Consider the following 16,321-nt stretch of genomic DNA (forward strand, 5'->3'; position numbering starts at 1 on the left):
GGTATGTCAATGGGCTTCATCTTTTTTTTCCTGACGGGGAAAAGCGGCAGGTTATCCCTCTTCGGGCGGCTGCCCAGCCAATGGTTTACGCTTATCAGCGATTTCGCGATATGATGACCCTCGCAGCCGATGGTCTCCCAACACAAAAACCCGCCTCTACGCATAGAGACGGGGGAATCTGCGGTACACCTCTAATATATATTCAGCATGATATGGCCTCGTTGATGGCTGGCCACCATCGTTTTCTGTAACACAGAGGAACCCCTAGGCAACCTTTTCATAGACGGGTCCAACGCGGAAGGCGCTGCCGCTTCAATCCATATCCATGTATTGCATGACCATCCATTAAAGCTTCACCCGCTGCAAACGCAGCGCATTCAGCACGACCGAGACCGAACTGAATGCCATCGCAGCCCCGGCCAGCCACGGCGCAAGAAAGCCGATGGCGGCAATCGGAATGCCGACGGTGTTGTAGGCCAGCGCCCAGAACAGATTCTGCTTGATGTTGCCCATCGTGCGGCGGCTCATCAGGATCGCGTCGGCAATGGCGTTCAGATCGCCGCGCATGAGCGTCACGTCCGCCGCCTCCATGGCGACATCTGTGCCGGTGCCGATTGCCATCCCGATATCGGCCGTCGCCAAAGCCGGTGCGTCGTTAATGCCGTCGCCGACCATAGCCACTTTGCGGCCGGTCTGCTGCAGCTTCTTCACTTCCTCGGCCTTGCCCTCCGGCAGCACCTCTGCAAGCACCTGCTGAATGCCGGCCTGGGCGGCGATGGCTTGCGCCGTGCGTTCGTTGTCACCGGTCATCATGATGACCTGTATGCCCATATCCTGCAGCCGGGACACGGCGTCGCGGGACGTCTCCTTGATCGTATCCGCGACGGCGACCATGCCGGCATACTTACCGTCGACCGCAACGAGCATCGCCGTTTTGCCGGCGTCCTCCAGCTGTCTCATCGCGGCCAGGGCCGCTTCCACGGGAACGCCGCGCTCGGCCATCAGCTTACGCGTGCCTACAAGCACTAACCGCCCGTCCACTCTGGCGGATACGCCATGCCCTGGCAGGTTCTCAAAATCCTTCGCTTCCGGCAGCGGCAGCGCCTTGCTCCGTTCGAGCGCACCCGCCACGATCGCTTCAGCGAGCGGATGCTCCGACTGGCGCTCCACGGCCGCCACCGTGCGCAGCAGGGACTGCTCCGTCATCAGCGGAGCCGGGATGACGTCCGTCAGTACCGGCTTCCCGCTTGTAACGGTCCCGGTCTTGTCGAGCACGACGACCTCGATCGCCTGGGCCGACTCCAAATGCTCGCCGCCCTTGAACAGGATGCCGAACTCTGCGGCGCGGCCCGAGCCTGCCATAATGGAGGTCGGCGTCGCGAGTCCAAGCGCGCACGGACAAGCGATGACGAGAACGGCAATGGCCTTCTTCAGCGCTGAGGCGAACTGTCCCGGCTCCACGCCGAAATACCAGACCAGGAACGTCACGAGCGCAATCCCGACGACAATCGGGACGAATATGCCGGAGATCACGTCGGCGATCCGCTGAATCGGCGCCTTTGACCCTTGCGCTTCCTCCACCACCTTGATGATTTGCGCGAGCGCCGTTTCGCTGCCGACCTTGGTCGCCTGGATGCGCAGCATGCCGTTTTTGTTCAGCGTCGCGCCAACGACGGCATCTCCCTCCCGCTTCTCGACAGGCAGGCTTTCGCCGGTCAGCATGGACTCGTCCACGGAAGAAAGCCCTTGAACGACCCTGCCGTCCACCGGAATTTTCTCGCCCGGCTTCACGATGACGATGTCGCCCGCCTCCACATCCTCTACCGGAATGCTGATCTCTTGGCCGCCGCGCAGCACAAGCGCCGTCTTCGCCTGCAGCCCCATCAGGCTCTTGATCGCTTCGGAGGAGCGCCCTTTGGCCAGCGCCTCGAACCATTTGCCTACCAGAATCAGCGTGATCAGGATGCTGCTTGTCTCATAGTACATTTCCACCGGATGATGCTGATGTGCGCCGATGGATCGAATTGTGAGGTACAGGCTGTAAAAATACGCAGCCGATGTACCCAGAGCAACCAGCACGTCCATATTGGCACTCTTGTTGCGCAGCGCTTTGTAGGCGCCTACGTAGAACTGGCCGCCGATCACAAACTGCACCGGCGTGGCCAGAACCAGCTGGAACCAGGGATTCATGAACAGCGAAGGTACCGGAATCCAGGAAGTGAAGGAAAAGTGCCCGACCATCGCCCACAGCAGCGGCAGCGAAAGGATCGCCGCCATCATCCATTTGAAGCGCTTATGGTTGATCTCCTGCCTGCGCAGCTCGGCGCTATTCCTGGCTTCCTGCTTTGGCAGCGCCTTGTAGCCAAGCTGCTCCACCTTTTTCATCATATCTTTAACGGTTATCATGCCTGCGGCATATTCCACATGCGCGGTTTCGAGCGCCAGGTTGACGTTGGCCTGCGACACGCCGGGCATTCTGCTCAGCCCCTTCTCGATCCGCGTAGCGCAAGCCGCGCAGGTCATACCGGTAATATCAAAATCCATCGTTTCCTTGATCGTGCCATAGCCGAGTGACTCGATTTTTTCTTCCATTTTCCGCAGATCCGACTGCTTCGGATCGTACGTGACGGTAGCCTGCTCCAACGCCAGATTGACGTTGGCTTTATGAACGCCTTCCATGCGGCTCAAGCCTTTTTCAATCCGTGTCGCGCAGGCTGCACACGTCATGCCGGTGATCTGCAGCGTAGCCTGATGCTCGTTCTCCCGGTTACCCGCATTCTGTTCCATGATCTCGGCTCCTTTCCTGTCATATACCCTAATGGGGTATATAAGACGAATAAGAAAAACGTCTTTCGACGCTTTTAGATGTTGTTTTTCTTGCGATATCAAGAGGGTCTGCTTCGTATCTTATTCTTTCTGGTATCTAAACGATCTATCTAATAAAAAGGCAGCTCGGGGCCCTGCCAGGCCCGGGGCTGCCCGGTCGGTTTTCGGGATATATTTTCGCCCGGAATAAATCAGGCTTAGACTACATCGTAGCCCTGGTCTTCGATGGCTGCTTTAATGGCGTCGAGGCTTACTTTGTTTTCGTCATAATCCACGGTAACCTTGTTTCCTGGCAAATCGACTTTGCCGGTTGCGCCTGCGTTCTTCACGGCACCTTCAACCGCATTCACACAATGATTGCAAGACATTCCTTGAACATTCAGCGTTACGCTTTTCATGATATATTCCTCCTTGGATTCTATAATCCCTGCTATAGCAACTTTATTTCATGCTATTTCAGGATATTATTTCATTAATTTTTTTACCGTAACCAGCAATTCGTCAATCACGGCATGATCTCCGGACTCGATTCGTTCCACCACGCAGCTTCTCATATGGTTCTCAAGCAGCAGCTTGCCGACCCCGTTAAGCGCGGCCTGTATTGCGGCAATCTGGTTCAGAACATCGTCGCAGTACGTATCTTTCTCGATCAGGCCTTTGATCCCGCGAATTTGCCCTTCGATGCGGTTCAGGCGGGTCGTGAGATTATTTTTCGTTTGCTGGGAATGATGACTATGCCGCTCGCTGCAGCCTGCCGCGCAAGCTTCATCCCCCGTCATACTTTCCTGACCATCCGGTCCCTGATTCGTCTCAGCAATCATCCCAATCCAACCTCCTTTGCTCGAAGCTACATTCACATTATACTATACCCCCTGTGGGTATGCAAGTGATGTCTTTCAACATATTCTCTTCTTTTACCAGCCTTGAAAAAAAAGAAGCCCTTTAGAAGGAAATGTCAATTACCGAGTCGAATAATTCTCCTTATCGCCATGGGGTCACTTTGTTATTGCTTATAGAAACCGTTTCACTTATATTGATTTAGCGCGCCCTTTTCCATACATATATTCATTATACCCACGGGCTCCAGCTTCAGAATACACCACGAACGACAGGAGAAGATGCCATGTTAAAAAAACACCCTCTCATGAAATCCTGGATTTCAAAAAACATGAATGCCCTATTATTCTGCATTCTTGGCACTTTCCTGTTTTTGTTCAATATAAGCCATCTGAGCCTGCATTATGCAGCGGATCAATGGGAGCTGCTGGGCTCCATGTTTGCGGCATCTTTGATCCTCTACTTCTATACATTTCAGATCCCTCCTGAAGGCAGCAAGCAGTCGATGGATTCGGCCGTTTATCTGGCCTGCCTGTTTATTTTCGGCATGTCCGCGGCACTTGCGCTCCTGCTGCTGAGCTCACTCATTTTTGCTGCATGCGAGCGGAAAGTATCGTGGTGGAAGCATCTCACCAACTTTTCCATATACACCATCATGATCAGCGGCGCAGGGGCCGTGTTCCAAGGGCTCGGCGGACAGCTCGGACAGCTGCAAAACGTGCATCTGCCGTCTTATGTAGGCGCTCTGATCGTTTATTTTACCCTGAACGTTCTTTGCATAGCGATCTATTATTACATGATCGACCGGAGCGATATTTACCGTATGCTCAAGGGACTGCTGCAGGAGTCCATACTGGTCTACTTTTGCATCCTGATTCTATCGTTAGTGCTCACCATTCTGATCGTCAATAACGGCATCACCGGACTGGTTCTGTTCCTCGGGATCAGCATATTTTTATCCCATCTGTTCAAAAAGCTCTTCGAGATGTATCTGCAGCTGCAGGAGCGTGCCATACGCGATCAGCGGACGGGTCTGTACAATCACAGCTATTTTGAGAACCTTCTCGAAAAAGAGATCAAGTTCGCCCGCAGCGAAGGCGCGCCGCTGTCACTCGCGATGATCGATATTGACGATTTCAAGCGCTACAACGACCATTTCGGCCATTTGCAGGGCGACAAGCTGCTTGGGTTGTTAGGCTCGATCCTTAAGGAAACGGCAGCTCAGGCCGGCATAACGGCTTCCCGTTACGGAGGCGAGGAATTCACGCTGCTGATGCCCGGCTATAATGAACATGAGGCTCTGCTGCTCGTCAACGCCCTTCGCAAAAAGGTGAATGATACCCCCTTTGAGGGCGTGGAGGTTTTACCGCATGCTTGCCTTTCCTTCTCCGCAGGCATCTCCAGCTACCACATCGATATTCATGACAAATCCCAGCTTGTGCTGCAGGCCGATCAAGCGCTCTATGACGCCAAGAAGCAGGGCAAAAATATCGCCTATATCTACGGCAGCTCCGTGCCGATGGAGCAGGAGCTCGAAATCGCCCAGGATGTGCGCGACATCGAGCAGCTGTTGAAATTGTTTCTGTACAAGGATATCAACACCTTCAAGCATTCAAAACGCGTATTCCGCTATGCGATGGACATCAGCCTTCTCTTGAAGCTGGATGGGCCTGCGCGCAGACAATTCGTTCTGGGAGCCTTAATTCATGATATCGGCAAGCTGGAGATCCCATGGGAAGTCCTCAATAAGAAAGAAGCGCTCACGCCCGAGGAGTGGCAGGCCGTCAAAAAGCATGTGAACTGGGGCAAGGAAATGGCCATGACCAACGATAAATTCAAGGAGCTTTCCCCCTACATCGAGCTGCATCATGAACGCTTCGACGGCACGGGTTATCCTCATGGCTACAAAGGGCCTGAAATACCGATGCTGTGCCGGATGCTGACCGTCATCGACTCCTTCGACGCCATGACCTCGGAACGCCCCTATCAGGCAACCAAATCTTTTCAAGAGGCCATCCAGGAGCTGCGGCTTTGTTCGGGGACGCAGTTCGATCCAGAATTGGTCGAGCTGTTCATCCGCTATATTGAAGGCGAATCAGGACTTGTACCACCCTATGTAACGCTTGAATAATGATGAACACAAATCCAAAGGGGCTGCTTCGTAAGCGAGATCATCCTTCGCTTGCAAAGCAGCCCCTGTTCATTGGCTATAGAATAGGTTGTGACGGTAAGAGGTTTAGTGTTGTCCGTTCATTTCATGGGACGTCTGGTGCAGCTCTTTGATCATTTGCTGCAGAAACAGGCTTTCCTGACGGCTGATTCCGTGCTGGTTATCCTGAATGAGCAATTGTTGAATATTTTTCTTCAGCAGTTCGCTACGGCGTTCCAATACGGCTTGACTCATAAAATGTAATCACTCCTGGATCGTTTTTTGAACTTACCGGGAAGTTCTTTATTATTATAAATCGTTATGAAAAATAATGAAAACGTTCAGAAAATGCCTGAGTCACCCCTGACCGAGCTGAGCCTTCAGGAACGCCGCTGAACGGTATCAGCCGAAATGATCCTCCCGAATCCTCCCGTATGCCCCTCTAGTTAGTCATACAGCTGCATCATTTTTCCTGTTTTTATCTATTGGTGGGCAATAAAGAGCCCTTTTCCCGCCAGATTATCCAAGCATTCTTGCAGATAAGCATCGTCATGCTCCGGGTATGCCGCTGCTTCATTCAAGGCGGCCAGTTCCGCATCCGGCCAAGGCTCGCAGGATTTTCCGCGATATAGCGGATTCTCCCACAAGATATCCACCTGATAGGTTCTGTCTCTCATTTCCTTCATAATCAGTCCGTGATACCGTACCAGCATCATCGGGCTATATTCAAACACATAATTCACGGTTGCATGCTTTTTGCCCCAGCCATTGCCGCGCAGCGCGCAGCACTCCCGGTGCTGTCCCAGCAGCTGGGGGCGGGGCAGTCTGGAGATCAGTGCTTCATGCCATAAACGCATCCGTTCATCCGCTCCTTTGTCCATTGTGTGAATGATTTTCGCTTGCCCAAGCCCTATTATACCGGAAAACGCCAATTCTGCGCCGAATAGCCCACACGGGCCATTTTCATCTGAGCGAAGCAGCTATAAAATAATTTCTGGGCTTAGGCAATATCACAGGCAATACAATGTACTAAATCATTTCGTTCATTTGATGTAACTAAACGCCCTAATTTCTTCATCAAGGGCATCCTACTCTATAGCACTTGGATGTTTGCAAAAATGTATACTCTGCTGATCTTTGCAATCGCTCCACACAGAAACAGAAGGTGATGAATTGAATACCAAATTACGTCTTTTGCCGGGCTGGCTTGCCTTAATCCTGATCGCCCTGCTGCTCTATCCCGGCTTGGCTTCAGCCCATGCGTATATCGTGAAATCCGCGCCTGCCGCAAACGAAGTGCTTACCGCGGCACCGGATCAAGCCGTGATCCAGTTTAACGAGCCTTTGCAGAAGGCTTTCCATTCGATTAAGGTCACGGATTCTTCCGGCGCAACGGTAAGCGTCGGGGAGAGCCGGATCCCGGAAGGGGAAGACTCCATTCTGGAAGCAGATCTGCAGCACGGACTGCGTAGTGGCGTCTATTCCGTCCAGTGGAAGGCGGTATCCGCAGACGGTCATCCCGTTCAGGGTACCTACTCGTTTCAAATCGGCGGAGGAAGCGCAAGCGGCAGCACACATACGGTAACCACATCTCCCGATTGGCCCGGAGCGGATCTGGTTATCATCCGCTGGCTGTTCTATACCAGTCTCGCCTTTCTTGCCGGCATTTTCTGCTTCCAGCTGCTTCTGCTTCCCGCAGGTGCCGGGACTCGTCCCAATTGGTCGTCCAGAACCACCCGCCTGATGCTGGGCAGCGTAGCCGTGCTTGCGGTCAGCTTTCTGCTCAGCCTGCCTCTGCAGACCGGTATCGATGCCGGCGTCGGCTGGAGCGGCGTATTCGCCGACCCGGCACTCCTGCTCAAGATGCTGCGGATTACCAGCTTCGGCGAAGTGTGGCTGCTGCAGCTATTGCTGCTCGCAATTCTGATCGCTTTAACCGTGGCTATTCCGCGGATCAAAGACAAGGACAACGCATTTATTGCCGGAACCGTGGCTTTGCTGCTCACCTTAGCGATGCTGCTGGCCAAATCCTTCATCGGACATCCGGCTGCTTCGGAGCATAAAGTGCTCGGCATTGCCATGGACTTTCTTCATCTCGGGGCTGCCTCCCTCTGGCTCGGTTGTCTGCTCGCGTTTGCCGTGCTGCTGCCGAAAGAGGCATCGCTGTCTGCCATACCTGCGCAGCGGAAGCAAGGATATTTCGCCGTCATTCGCCGCTTTAGCCTGTGGGCTACCGGCTTTGTCGCGCTGATTCTGATCAGCGGCGTATACGCCAGTCTGCAGTATGTGCCCACCTGGCACTCCCTGGTGTACACCCCGTATGGCAAGATACTGCTGGCCAAATGCGCACTGCTTCTTGTCATGCTGGCCCTCGCGGCCTGGAACATGCTGCGCGGGCGGCGGGAACAAAGCACCCTTGGTGCCGGCGTCTGGATGGAACTGACGGCAGGCGTGCTCGCCCTGGTCCTGGCGGCCATGCTGACCAACATGCCGACAGCCATGGCATCGCCTGGCCCGATTAACATGAAGCAGGCGCTGGATAACCAAACGACCGTATCCCTTCATATCACGCCAAACGTTACGGGCGAGAATGATTTTGAAGTCCGCGTGACTGACAACCAGGAGCATCCGGTGCAGGGCATTCAGCAGATTAAGCTCACGCTGACCTGCCTTGATATGGACATGGGGAAATATGAAATTGTCCTGCCTGGTGGCAAGGCGGAAGGCTTCAAGGCCCATGATCTGATCAGCATGGCCGGCAAATGGAACGTGCATGTGCATATATTGACCGACAAGCTCGATTCCTGGGATACGGATCTCATCATTCATGTCGGTAATCATTAATGCCATAAGCTTTAAATTTCATTAACAATTTAAAGGGAGTACACCCTACAAAGAATCCTAAACGATTGGATTAAAGGAGCGATATCACATGATGAAATTAACCAAACGTTTTTCGTTTATTGCTACCGCGGCGGCAGGCCTGCTGCTGTTCTCCGGAATCGCCAGCGCGCATGTCACGGTGAAACCTGCCACTTCCCAGCCTGGAGCCTGGGAAACCTACACCATTAAAATTCCGTCCGAAAAGGAAATCGCGACCACGAAAGTGACGCTGAAGGTACCTGAAGGCGTGGAATTGATGCAGTACCAGCCGATCCCGGACTGGAAGATCACCACCGAAAAGGACAGCGCCGGCAAAATCAGCAGCATTACCTGGGACGCGACCGGCACGGGCATTAACGCGGGCGAATTCCAACAGTTTAATTTCGTCGCCCATAATCCCGAGAAGGAGACGGAAGTCGCTTGGGATGCGTTCCAGTATTACAAGGATGGAAGCATTGTGGAGTGGACTGGTGATGAAGGCTCCGATGATCCGCATTCCATCACCAAGATTACGACGGTTGCCGGCCAAGAGCCCGCAGCGTCCGGTCACAGTCACGATGCGGCTGCAGGAGACCACAGCGATAACCAAGCAGGGGATACCGGCAGCGGTACGGCTTCCACCACGGCTGACAGCTCGTCTTCCACAGGTGTACAAACGGCCACTCTTATCGTGTCCATCGCCGCACTGTTGCTGTCCATCATTTCGCTGATCACTGTTTTATCCAAGAAAAAACGCTAATTTAAAAAGGTATTCAAGCCCGTGCCAAGTAAAGACACGGGCTTTTTTATGTCTCCCCATCACGTACAAAACATCCACATTCGAATGACAAATCAAGCATGATGGCATGAGTCCGGCAATATATTTTAAAAATGTACGCAGCGTCCAGAGTGTAAACAGCCTGTCAGAATCTCTTACGAAGGGAGGTCATCCACATGATCGAATTCCGAGGCGTAAGCAAAGCTTATGGCAGTTTTGAAGTCCTCCGTGACATTCATCTCCGGATCGAGGAAGGCGAGGTCGTCGTCATTATCGGTCCTTCCGGCTCCGGAAAAAGCACGCTGCTCCGCTGCATCAACCGGCTGGAGGCGATATCCTCCGGCGAGCTGATCGTGAATGAAACACCGCTTCATGGCAAGAAAGTGGACATCAACCGGTTCCGCCGCGATATCGGCATCGTATTCCAGCATTTCAACCTGTATCCCCACAAAAAAGTGATCGACAATATCACACTGGCACCCGTCAAGGTACTGGGCCTCAGCAAGCAAGAGGCCGAGGAACGAGCCCTCTCGTATTTGAAACGGGTCGGCATTGCCGACAAGGCGCAGCAGTATCCGTCGCAGCTCTCAGGCGGTCAGCAGCAGCGGGTAGCCATTGCGAGAGGGCTCGCCATGCAACCGAAAATCATGCTTTTCGACGAGCCCACCTCCGCCCTCGACCCGGAAATGATCGGCGAGGTGCTGGACGTCATGCGCGCCCTTGCCCACGAAGGAATGACCATGGTGATCGTCACGCATGAAATGGGCTTCGCCCGCGAAGCCGCGGACCGGATCGTGTTCATGGATAACGGGCAAATCGTCGAAGAGGCGGCGGCATCCGCCTTCTTCAAAGAGCCGCGCGAAGAGCGCGCGCGCTTGTTTCTCAGCCGCCTGATCAAACATTAAGATGCGGGAAGGAACTTTTACATACGGGAAGGGGTAAAACAAATGAAAAAACGTTCAAAGCTTGGCGTATTACTCATCCTCTTGGCTGTCTGCCTGGTATTCGCGGGATGTGGCGGCAAAAAGGAGAAAGACGGTGGTACGCTCGAAGCGATTAAAGCACGCGGCAAGGTCATTGCAGGCGTTAAATACGACACGAAGCTGTTTGGCCTGAAGGATCCGGCTACCGGCAAGATCGAAGGGTTCGACATCGATATCGCCAAGGCGCTCGCCAAAAAGATTTTCGGCGACGAAAGCAAGGTCGAGCTGAAAGAGGTGACCTCCAAAACCCGGATTCCCCTGCTTCAAAATGGGGACATTGACCTGATTATCGCCACCATGACCATCACGGAGGAACGCAAAGAGCAGGTCGACTTCAGCGACGTATATTTCAAAGCCGGACAGTCCCTGCTCGTGAAGAAAGGCAGCCCAATCCAAGGGCTGGAGGATATCAAAAAAGGCGTCAAAGTGCTGACGGCCAAAGGCTCCACCTCCGCGAAAAACATCCGCGAGAAGGCGCCGGATGCCACCGTGCTGGAGTTCGAGAACTATCAGGACGCCTTTACCGCGCTGAAAGCCGGGCAGGGAGACGCGCTGACGACCGATAACGCCATTCTGCTCGGCATGCAGAAGCAGGATCCGAATTATATCGTGGTCGGAGGCAATTTCACCGATGAGCCCTATGGCATCGCGATTAAAAAAGGCGATTCGGAATTCGTCCAGGTCGTCAACGACCTGCTGAAGGAGATGAAGGAAAGCGGCGAGTACGACAAATTATATGAGCAGTGGATGGGCGTGAAGCCGGAATGACGGATTCCCGGATTAGGAGGGGCCGCAAAGGTCAGCCCCTCCTTCCCCTTCTCTTTGGCAACAGCCCCCATCTCCCTGAAAGGAGAGACACCGCGTGAGTAAAACGTTCGATATCCAGATCCTGTTCGATCACTGGGATCGTTTTCTGGAAGGATTCCTGCATACGATCGAAGCGAGCGCCATCGCCCTGATCGGCAGCTTTACTCTCGGCACCATCATCGCCGTCATGCGCATATCGCCGCTTAAGCCGTTAAACTGGCTGGGAACGGCTTACGTGGAATTCATCCGCAACATCCCCCTGCTTCTTGTCGTCTTTTTCTTTTTTCTCGGCCTTCCATCGCTCGGCGTCCCGCTTGACGGATTCACATCGGGTACGCTCGGCCTGATGGTGTATACCGCTTCCTTCATTGCCGAAAGTATCCGCGCTGGGATCCAAACCGTGCCCACGGGCCAAACGGAGGCCGCCCGCGCCACGGGGCTGACCTATCTGCAGACCATGACGAGCATCGTCCTGCCGCAGGCCGTCAAAATTGTCCTTCCCTCCATCAGCAACCAGTTCATTAATCTCGTCAAAAACTCGTCCATTCTTGCGGTCGTGGCCGGCCTCGACCTGATGTATTACGCCGATCTGATCAATGCCGATACCTTCCTGCCGCTGACCGTCTATACCCTCGTCGCCCTATTCTATCTGGTCCTGACCCTGCCGCTCAGCATGGCCGTGCATGCGATGGAACGGAGGTTTAGCTCCGCAAACCGTTCATGATCGGTCCAGGCAAGAATCTAAAGGAAAGGAGGTATAAGGCATGGACTTCGCCGGCGCATATTCCTGGCCCAATCTTTCCTTTATTCTGCAGGGGTTCGGCATGACGCTGCTGGTAGCGGCCCTTTCGATCCTGTTCAGCTTTGTGCTCGGAACGCTGCTGGGCATCCTCCGTTATACGCGCGTTCCGCTGCTGAACCCGCTGCTTGCCGTTATCATTGACCTGATCCGTAACCTGCCGCTGCTGCTGATCATCTACTTCATCTACATCGTGCTCCCCCAGCTTGGTCTCAAGCTCCCGCCTTTTGGGGCCGCCATCGCGGCCTTGACTCTGTTCGAAGGCGCCATGATTTCCGAGATCGTGCGGGGCGGCCTCACCTCGGTGGACCGGGGGCAGATCGAGGCTGCTCGCTCTTCCGGTCTCGGCTACGTCCAAACGATGCGTCACATCATTCTGCCGCAGGCGCTGCGGCGGATGGCCCCGCCTCTTGTCAGCCAATTCATTTCGCTCCTGAAGGATACCTCGCTCGCCATCATCATTTCGCTGCCCGAAATTATGCATAACGTGCAGATCCTGCAGGGCCACAGCCCGAATTATGTCATCCCGGCCTTGATCGTGGCCGCACTGCTGTATTTTGCGGTCAACTATACTCTATCGATCATTGCCCGCAGGCTGGAAGCCAGAAAGATTTGAAACGGAAGGCGGACTTTACTCCTGTTGAAAGAACCTCCTTCATTTTATGTTACAAATAAAACATGCTGCCGTTCCTGTTGTCCATCCAGGAAATCGGCCGCATGTTTTTGCGTTAACAGTGCGGTGGCACCGAATGATTCGATGATTGCACCAAGACCTTGGCATCATAAAAAAGGAGAACCCCCCGATCAAGACGAATGGTATATTCTAAACCGAACGTCAAGGAGGAATTTACAGGATGTCTTTTGCCAACCAACTCGAAAAATATGCGGAGCTCGCCGTCAAAATCGCTGTCAATCTGCAGCCCGGCCAGTCCCTCTGGATTCATGCCCCTATACAGCAGCCTGAATTGGTCCGCCTGATTTCAAAGCAGGCATATTCAGCCGGAGCCAAGCTCGTACATATCGAATGGCAGGATGAAATCAGCACGCAGATCAAGTACCGGCTCGCGCCGGATGAAGCCTTTGAGGAATACCCGATGTGGCGGGCGCAAGCCGTGCAGCAGTTTGCCGAGAACGGCGGGGCTTTTCTGTTCATCGAATCCAGTAACCCTGAGCTGCTGAAGGGCGTGAACCCGAAACGGATCGCCGCCAACTCCAAAGCCGCCGGCACCGCGCTGGCCAAGTGGAGAGAATATATGTCCGTCAACAAAATGACCTGGACGATTATCGGGGCGCCTTCGGAAGGCTGGGCGAAGCTTGTTTTTCCGGAGCTCGAAACCGCCCAAGCCGTCGAAGCGCTGTGGGAAGCGATTTTCAAAGCCGTCCGCGTCGATCGGGAGAACCCGGTGCAAGCTTGGCATGAGCACAACGACACGCTTCACGCCAAGAGAGCTTACCTGAACGATAAGCAGTACAAGAAGCTGCATTACCGCGCGCCGGGAACAGACCTGACGATCGAGCTGCCGGACAATCATGTCTGGATGGGCGGTACGGCGGTAAACGAGGCGGGCCGTCCCTTCAACCCGAACGTTCCGACGGAGGAAGTGTTCACCTCTCCACGCAGGGAAGGCACTCACGGCGTGGTTCGCAGCAGCAAGCCGCTCAGCTATCAGGGCAACTTGATTGAAAACTTCAGCCTTACGTTTGAAAACGGAAAGGTCACCCATTTCACTGCCGAAAAAGGATACGAATCGCTTGAGGCTATGCTGAACATGGACGAATCCGCGCGTTATTTGGGCGAAGCCGCCCTTGTGCCGCATCGCTCTCCCATTTCCGAATCGGGCCTGATTTTCTTCAACACCTTGTATGACGAGAATGCCTCCAACCACCTTGCGCTGGGTGAAGCTTTTCCGCACTGCGTGAAAGGCGGCACCGCGATGTCCCGCGAAGAGCTTGATCGAGCAGGCCTCAACCAAAGCCTCATTCACGTGGATTTCATGATCGGCTCGGCCGAAATGGATATCGACGGGATTACGGCGGACGGCCAGGCGGAACCCGTGTTCAGAAACGGAAGCTGGGCATTTTAGATCCGTTTTGTAAAACCCGTTTTGAACAAACAGTTTTAAACAACCAGTTTTAAACAACCATAAGAAACCCGAAAACCATCCATTCGCCTCGTGGCAGAATGGATGGTTTTTTTACTGTATCCGCGCCTATTCTATCCGGCTACGCTAGGATCCGATCCGGTACGAAATGCCGTTTGATTCGTGGCGCTTCAACAGCTGTTCAAAAGCCTGAATGGCAGCGTTCGCGACCTCGATGTCCTGCTGGCTTGTGCCGCCGCTGACGCCAATGCCTCCAACGATCACATCTCCGATTCGCAGCGGAATGCCTCCGCCCAGGATAACGACTCTTCCATGATTGGTCGTATTAATCCCGAAGGAGGGATGTCCCGGCTGGGCGGCCTCGCTCAAATTGGAAGTCGGCATCTGCAGCGCCACACTCGTCCACGCCTTATTCTGGGCGATATCGATTCCCCCGATCCTTGCATGGTCCATCCGGTGAAATGCGACCAGATTCGCCCCATCATCCACAATCGCAATATTTTCCGCCAGGCCCATGTCCTTCGCCTTCTTTTCGGCCACCTCCAGCAGATACTTCGCGATGTCCAGCGTCATTGTCATGATGAATACACACCTCTCGCCTATGTTCTTTTCACTATATGGTCATTCGTGTATTTTAGTGATTTGAAAATTCCCGGCGAAAATATAAGGAACTCAATCTGATGTTATCCGAAACGTATTTTCAAATCCCGTCGGCATCCTGGCCGCTTGTGCAACATTTTGCACAACCCTCCCGTCTAGAACCGTGAAAGGCATGCAACATTTAACATTTGACTTACTGCCTTTGAAGTGCCTAACCATTCTTACAAGCATAAAGCATACAGGAGGAATGACTGATGAACAAAATGTATAAAGTATTAGCTACGGCATCTCTGATGGCGATGGCAGCCATGCCGCTGGCCGCAAATGCACAGGAGGTTCCGCCAATGACCACGTCCAACGGACAAGGCGTAATTCTAAATCAAGCGAAAGTGGTTCCTGGAACCATGGGACAAATTACGGATTTCGTTAACGACCATACAGGCAAATTCATTACGGTGACAGGCCGCGGACTCGCTCCGACGGATCAAAGCCAGATCGTCCTGAACATTTCCAAGGATACGAAAATCGTCGATGCCAAAGGAAAGACCGTGCCACTGAAAACAATCATGGATGAGAAAAAGGTGGTCAAAGCCTTTTACAGCCCGAACATTACGAAAAGCCTGCCGGCACGCGGTAACGCATTGACGCTGGTCGTCCAGGATCAGAGCTTTACCGCCATCGACGGCACCGTTTCCGAAGTACGGGACGGCAGCATCCTCGTGAAAGGCAAAGACCTGTATAACGGCAACGAAGACACGATCGTTCTGCATTTTGCCGACAAAGCCACGATCCTCGATCAGGACGGCAAAGCCATTCAGGCAAGCGACATTAAGGAAGGCATGAGCGTGAAGGCATTCTACGGCCCTGCCGTCGCGATGAGCCTGCCGCCGCAATCGACGACGAATTACGTTCGCGTGGATACCGCCGGATCGGAAACGGGCGAAGGCGAAACCGGACAGGAATTTACTGCCGGCACGGACGGCGTCATTACGAGCACAGAGGGCGGGAAATTCACGCTGATCGGGCAGCCGCATGAAAAAGGCGGCGTCAATTATGTCATCCTGACCGTGGACGAGCAGACGCAAATCGTCGACGAAAACGGCAAAGCCCTGACCAAGGATGCGCTGAAGGAAGGCATTCATGCCGACGCGACCTACAGCAACGTGATGACCATGATCTATCCGGCCCGCACGCATGCAAGCAAACTCGTGGTGAAACAAGGCGAATCCGTCAAAATCGAAGGAACGATCGCACCTTCGGACAGCAGCTCGAAAGATCAAGTCTATGTCAATGTAGGCTCCGATGATTCCAAAACCAACGATGTGATTCTGAACATCTCCAAGGACACGCAGATCATTGACGACCTGGGCGGCGAAGGGGCTCTGCGCGCCGGCACGAAAATCATCGCTTTCCATTCTCCGATCATGACCCGCTCGCTCCCTGGCATCACGAATGCCGAAGTGGTCATTGTCACTTCCATTGAGAATGCCGTACAACCTCGATAAGCGAAGCGTTCCCGTTCGCCCACAGTATTGAAATTGAAACACAGCAACCCGGCCGATCCGCATGGATCGCCGG

15 protein-coding genes are annotated in these 16,321 nt (G+C 53.8%); 9 read left to right on the top strand and 6 right to left on the bottom strand.

The features are described from left to right. Positions 1 to 345: 345 nt before the first annotated feature. The 3 genes from PCH05_RS15730 to PCH05_RS15740 form a co-directional block, all read right to left on the bottom strand. Positions 346 to 2,787 (bottom strand): heavy metal translocating P-type ATPase, encoded by a 2,442-nt coding sequence (locus PCH05_RS15730; RefSeq protein WP_127603549.1) that lies wholly within the window; start codon positions 2,785 to 2,787, stop codon positions 346 to 348. 236 nt (positions 2,788 to 3,023) lie between these two features. Beyond that, positions 3,024 to 3,224, bottom strand: a complete 201-nt coding sequence (locus tag PCH05_RS15735) for a copper ion binding protein (protein ID WP_127603551.1) — start codon at positions 3,222 to 3,224, stop codon at positions 3,024 to 3,026. Between the two features lie 66 nt (positions 3,225 to 3,290). Next, positions 3,291 to 3,605 (bottom strand): metal-sensitive transcriptional regulator, encoded by a 315-nt coding sequence (locus tag PCH05_RS15740; RefSeq protein ID WP_127603688.1) that lies wholly within the window; start codon positions 3,603 to 3,605, stop codon positions 3,291 to 3,293. A 389-nt stretch (positions 3,606 to 3,994) separates the two neighbouring features. Between PCH05_RS15740 and PCH05_RS15745 the strand changes: the two genes are divergently transcribed. Then, complete coding sequence (locus PCH05_RS15745; RefSeq protein WP_246049614.1) at positions 3,995 to 5,794, top strand: bifunctional diguanylate cyclase/phosphohydrolase; 1,800 nt, start codon at positions 3,995 to 3,997, stop codon at positions 5,792 to 5,794. Positions 5,795 to 5,899: 105 nt separating this feature from the next. Here the strand turns inward: PCH05_RS15745 and PCH05_RS27310 are convergent, their stop codons facing one another. Together PCH05_RS27310 and PCH05_RS15750 are read right to left on the bottom strand one after the other, a co-directional pair. Further along, on the bottom strand, positions 5,900 to 6,067 hold the full coding sequence (locus PCH05_RS27310; protein ID WP_164766666.1) for a hypothetical protein: 168 nt from the start codon (positions 6,065 to 6,067) through the stop codon (positions 5,900 to 5,902). Positions 6,068 to 6,294: 227 nt separating this feature from the next. After that, positions 6,295 to 6,669 carry a TIGR02328 family protein gene (locus PCH05_RS15750; protein ID WP_127603692.1) on the bottom strand — a complete coding sequence of 125 codons (375 nt, stop codon included), beginning with the start codon at positions 6,667 to 6,669 and terminating at the stop codon, positions 6,295 to 6,297. 316 nt (positions 6,670 to 6,985) lie between these two features. Here PCH05_RS15750 and PCH05_RS15755 point away from each other — a divergent pair, with 316 nt between their 5' ends. The 7 genes from PCH05_RS15755 to PCH05_RS15785 all read left to right on the top strand — a co-directional run bounded on the left by PCH05_RS15755 (position 6,986) and on the right by PCH05_RS15785 (position 14,125). Further along, positions 6,986 to 8,656: a copper resistance CopC/CopD family protein gene (locus PCH05_RS15755; RefSeq protein ID WP_164766667.1), complete on the top strand. Its 1,671-nt coding sequence runs from the start codon at positions 6,986 to 6,988 to the stop codon at positions 8,654 to 8,656. 88 nt (positions 8,657 to 8,744) lie between these two features. After that, complete coding sequence (locus tag PCH05_RS15760) at positions 8,745 to 9,434, top strand: YcnI family copper-binding membrane protein (RefSeq protein WP_371860553.1); 690 nt, start codon at positions 8,745 to 8,747, stop codon at positions 9,432 to 9,434. 194 nt (positions 9,435 to 9,628) lie between these two features. Further along, a complete protein-coding gene (locus PCH05_RS15765; protein ID WP_127603555.1) occupies positions 9,629 to 10,357 on the top strand; it encodes an amino acid ABC transporter ATP-binding protein in 729 nt (242 codons plus the stop codon). A 42-nt stretch (positions 10,358 to 10,399) separates the two neighbouring features. Then, positions 10,400 to 11,203, top strand: a complete 804-nt coding sequence (locus tag PCH05_RS15770; RefSeq protein WP_127603557.1) for a glutamate ABC transporter substrate-binding protein — start codon at positions 10,400 to 10,402, stop codon at positions 11,201 to 11,203. 94 nt (positions 11,204 to 11,297) lie between these two features. Then, complete coding sequence (locus PCH05_RS15775) at positions 11,298 to 11,966, top strand: amino acid ABC transporter permease (RefSeq protein WP_127603559.1); 669 nt, start codon at positions 11,298 to 11,300, stop codon at positions 11,964 to 11,966. A gap of 40 nt (positions 11,967 to 12,006) precedes the next feature. Beyond that, complete coding sequence (locus PCH05_RS15780) at positions 12,007 to 12,657, top strand: amino acid ABC transporter permease (RefSeq protein ID WP_127603561.1); 651 nt, start codon at positions 12,007 to 12,009, stop codon at positions 12,655 to 12,657. Between the two features lie 238 nt (positions 12,658 to 12,895). Beyond that, on the top strand, positions 12,896 to 14,125 hold the full coding sequence (locus PCH05_RS15785; protein WP_127603563.1) for an aminopeptidase: 1,230 nt from the start codon (positions 12,896 to 12,898) through the stop codon (positions 14,123 to 14,125). 144 nt (positions 14,126 to 14,269) lie between these two features. Here PCH05_RS15785 and PCH05_RS15790 read toward each other — a convergent pair whose 3' ends face one another. Then, positions 14,270 to 14,722 carry a GlcG/HbpS family heme-binding protein gene (locus PCH05_RS15790; protein WP_371860554.1) on the bottom strand — a complete coding sequence of 151 codons (453 nt, stop codon included), beginning with the start codon at positions 14,720 to 14,722 and terminating at the stop codon, positions 14,270 to 14,272. A gap of 275 nt (positions 14,723 to 14,997) precedes the next feature. Here PCH05_RS15790 and PCH05_RS15795 point away from each other — a divergent pair, with 275 nt between their 5' ends. Beyond that, positions 14,998 to 16,248: a peptidase gene (locus PCH05_RS15795; protein ID WP_127603567.1), complete on the top strand. Its 1,251-nt coding sequence runs from the start codon at positions 14,998 to 15,000 to the stop codon at positions 16,246 to 16,248. Positions 16,249 to 16,321: the final 73 nt, after the last annotated feature.

Origin of the sequence: Paenibacillus chibensis (assembly GCF_004001045.1) — a bacterium.
In the GTDB taxonomy this organism is placed as follows: Bacteria; Bacillota; Bacilli; order Paenibacillales; family Paenibacillaceae; genus Paenibacillus_AQ; species Paenibacillus_AQ chibensis.

Excerpts from the sequence above, each read along its gene's own strand:
- PCH05_RS15730 (WP_127603549.1), bottom strand. The coding sequence starts at position 2,787 with ATGGAACAGAATGCGGGTAACCGGGAGAACGAGCATCAGGCTACGCTG.
- PCH05_RS15735 (WP_127603551.1), bottom strand. The coding sequence starts at position 3,224 with ATGAAAAGCGTAACGCTGAATGTTCAAGGAATGTCTTGCAATCATTGT.
- PCH05_RS15740 (WP_127603688.1), bottom strand. The coding sequence starts at position 3,605 with ATGACGGGGGATGAAGCTTGCGCGGCAGGCTGCAGCGAGCGGCATAGT.
- PCH05_RS15745 (WP_246049614.1), top strand. The coding sequence starts at position 3,995 with ATGAATGCCCTATTATTCTGCATTCTTGGCACTTTCCTGTTTTTGTTC.
- PCH05_RS27310 (WP_164766666.1), bottom strand. The coding sequence starts at position 6,067 with ATGAGTCAAGCCGTATTGGAACGCCGTAGCGAACTGCTGAAGAAAAAT.
- PCH05_RS15750 (WP_127603692.1), bottom strand. The coding sequence starts at position 6,669 with ATGCGTTTATGGCATGAAGCACTGATCTCCAGACTGCCCCGCCCCCAG.
- PCH05_RS15760 (WP_371860553.1), top strand. The coding sequence starts at position 8,745 with ATGATGAAATTAACCAAACGTTTTTCGTTTATTGCTACCGCGGCGGCA.
- PCH05_RS15765 (WP_127603555.1), top strand. The coding sequence starts at position 9,629 with ATGATCGAATTCCGAGGCGTAAGCAAAGCTTATGGCAGTTTTGAAGTC.
- PCH05_RS15770 (WP_127603557.1), top strand. The coding sequence starts at position 10,400 with ATGAAAAAACGTTCAAAGCTTGGCGTATTACTCATCCTCTTGGCTGTC.
- PCH05_RS15780 (WP_127603561.1), top strand. The coding sequence starts at position 12,007 with ATGGACTTCGCCGGCGCATATTCCTGGCCCAATCTTTCCTTTATTCTG.
- PCH05_RS15785 (WP_127603563.1), top strand. The coding sequence starts at position 12,896 with ATGTCTTTTGCCAACCAACTCGAAAAATATGCGGAGCTCGCCGTCAAA.
- PCH05_RS15790 (WP_371860554.1), bottom strand. The coding sequence starts at position 14,722 with ATGACAATGACGCTGGACATCGCGAAGTATCTGCTGGAGGTGGCCGAA.
- PCH05_RS15795 (WP_127603567.1), top strand. The coding sequence starts at position 14,998 with ATGAACAAAATGTATAAAGTATTAGCTACGGCATCTCTGATGGCGATG.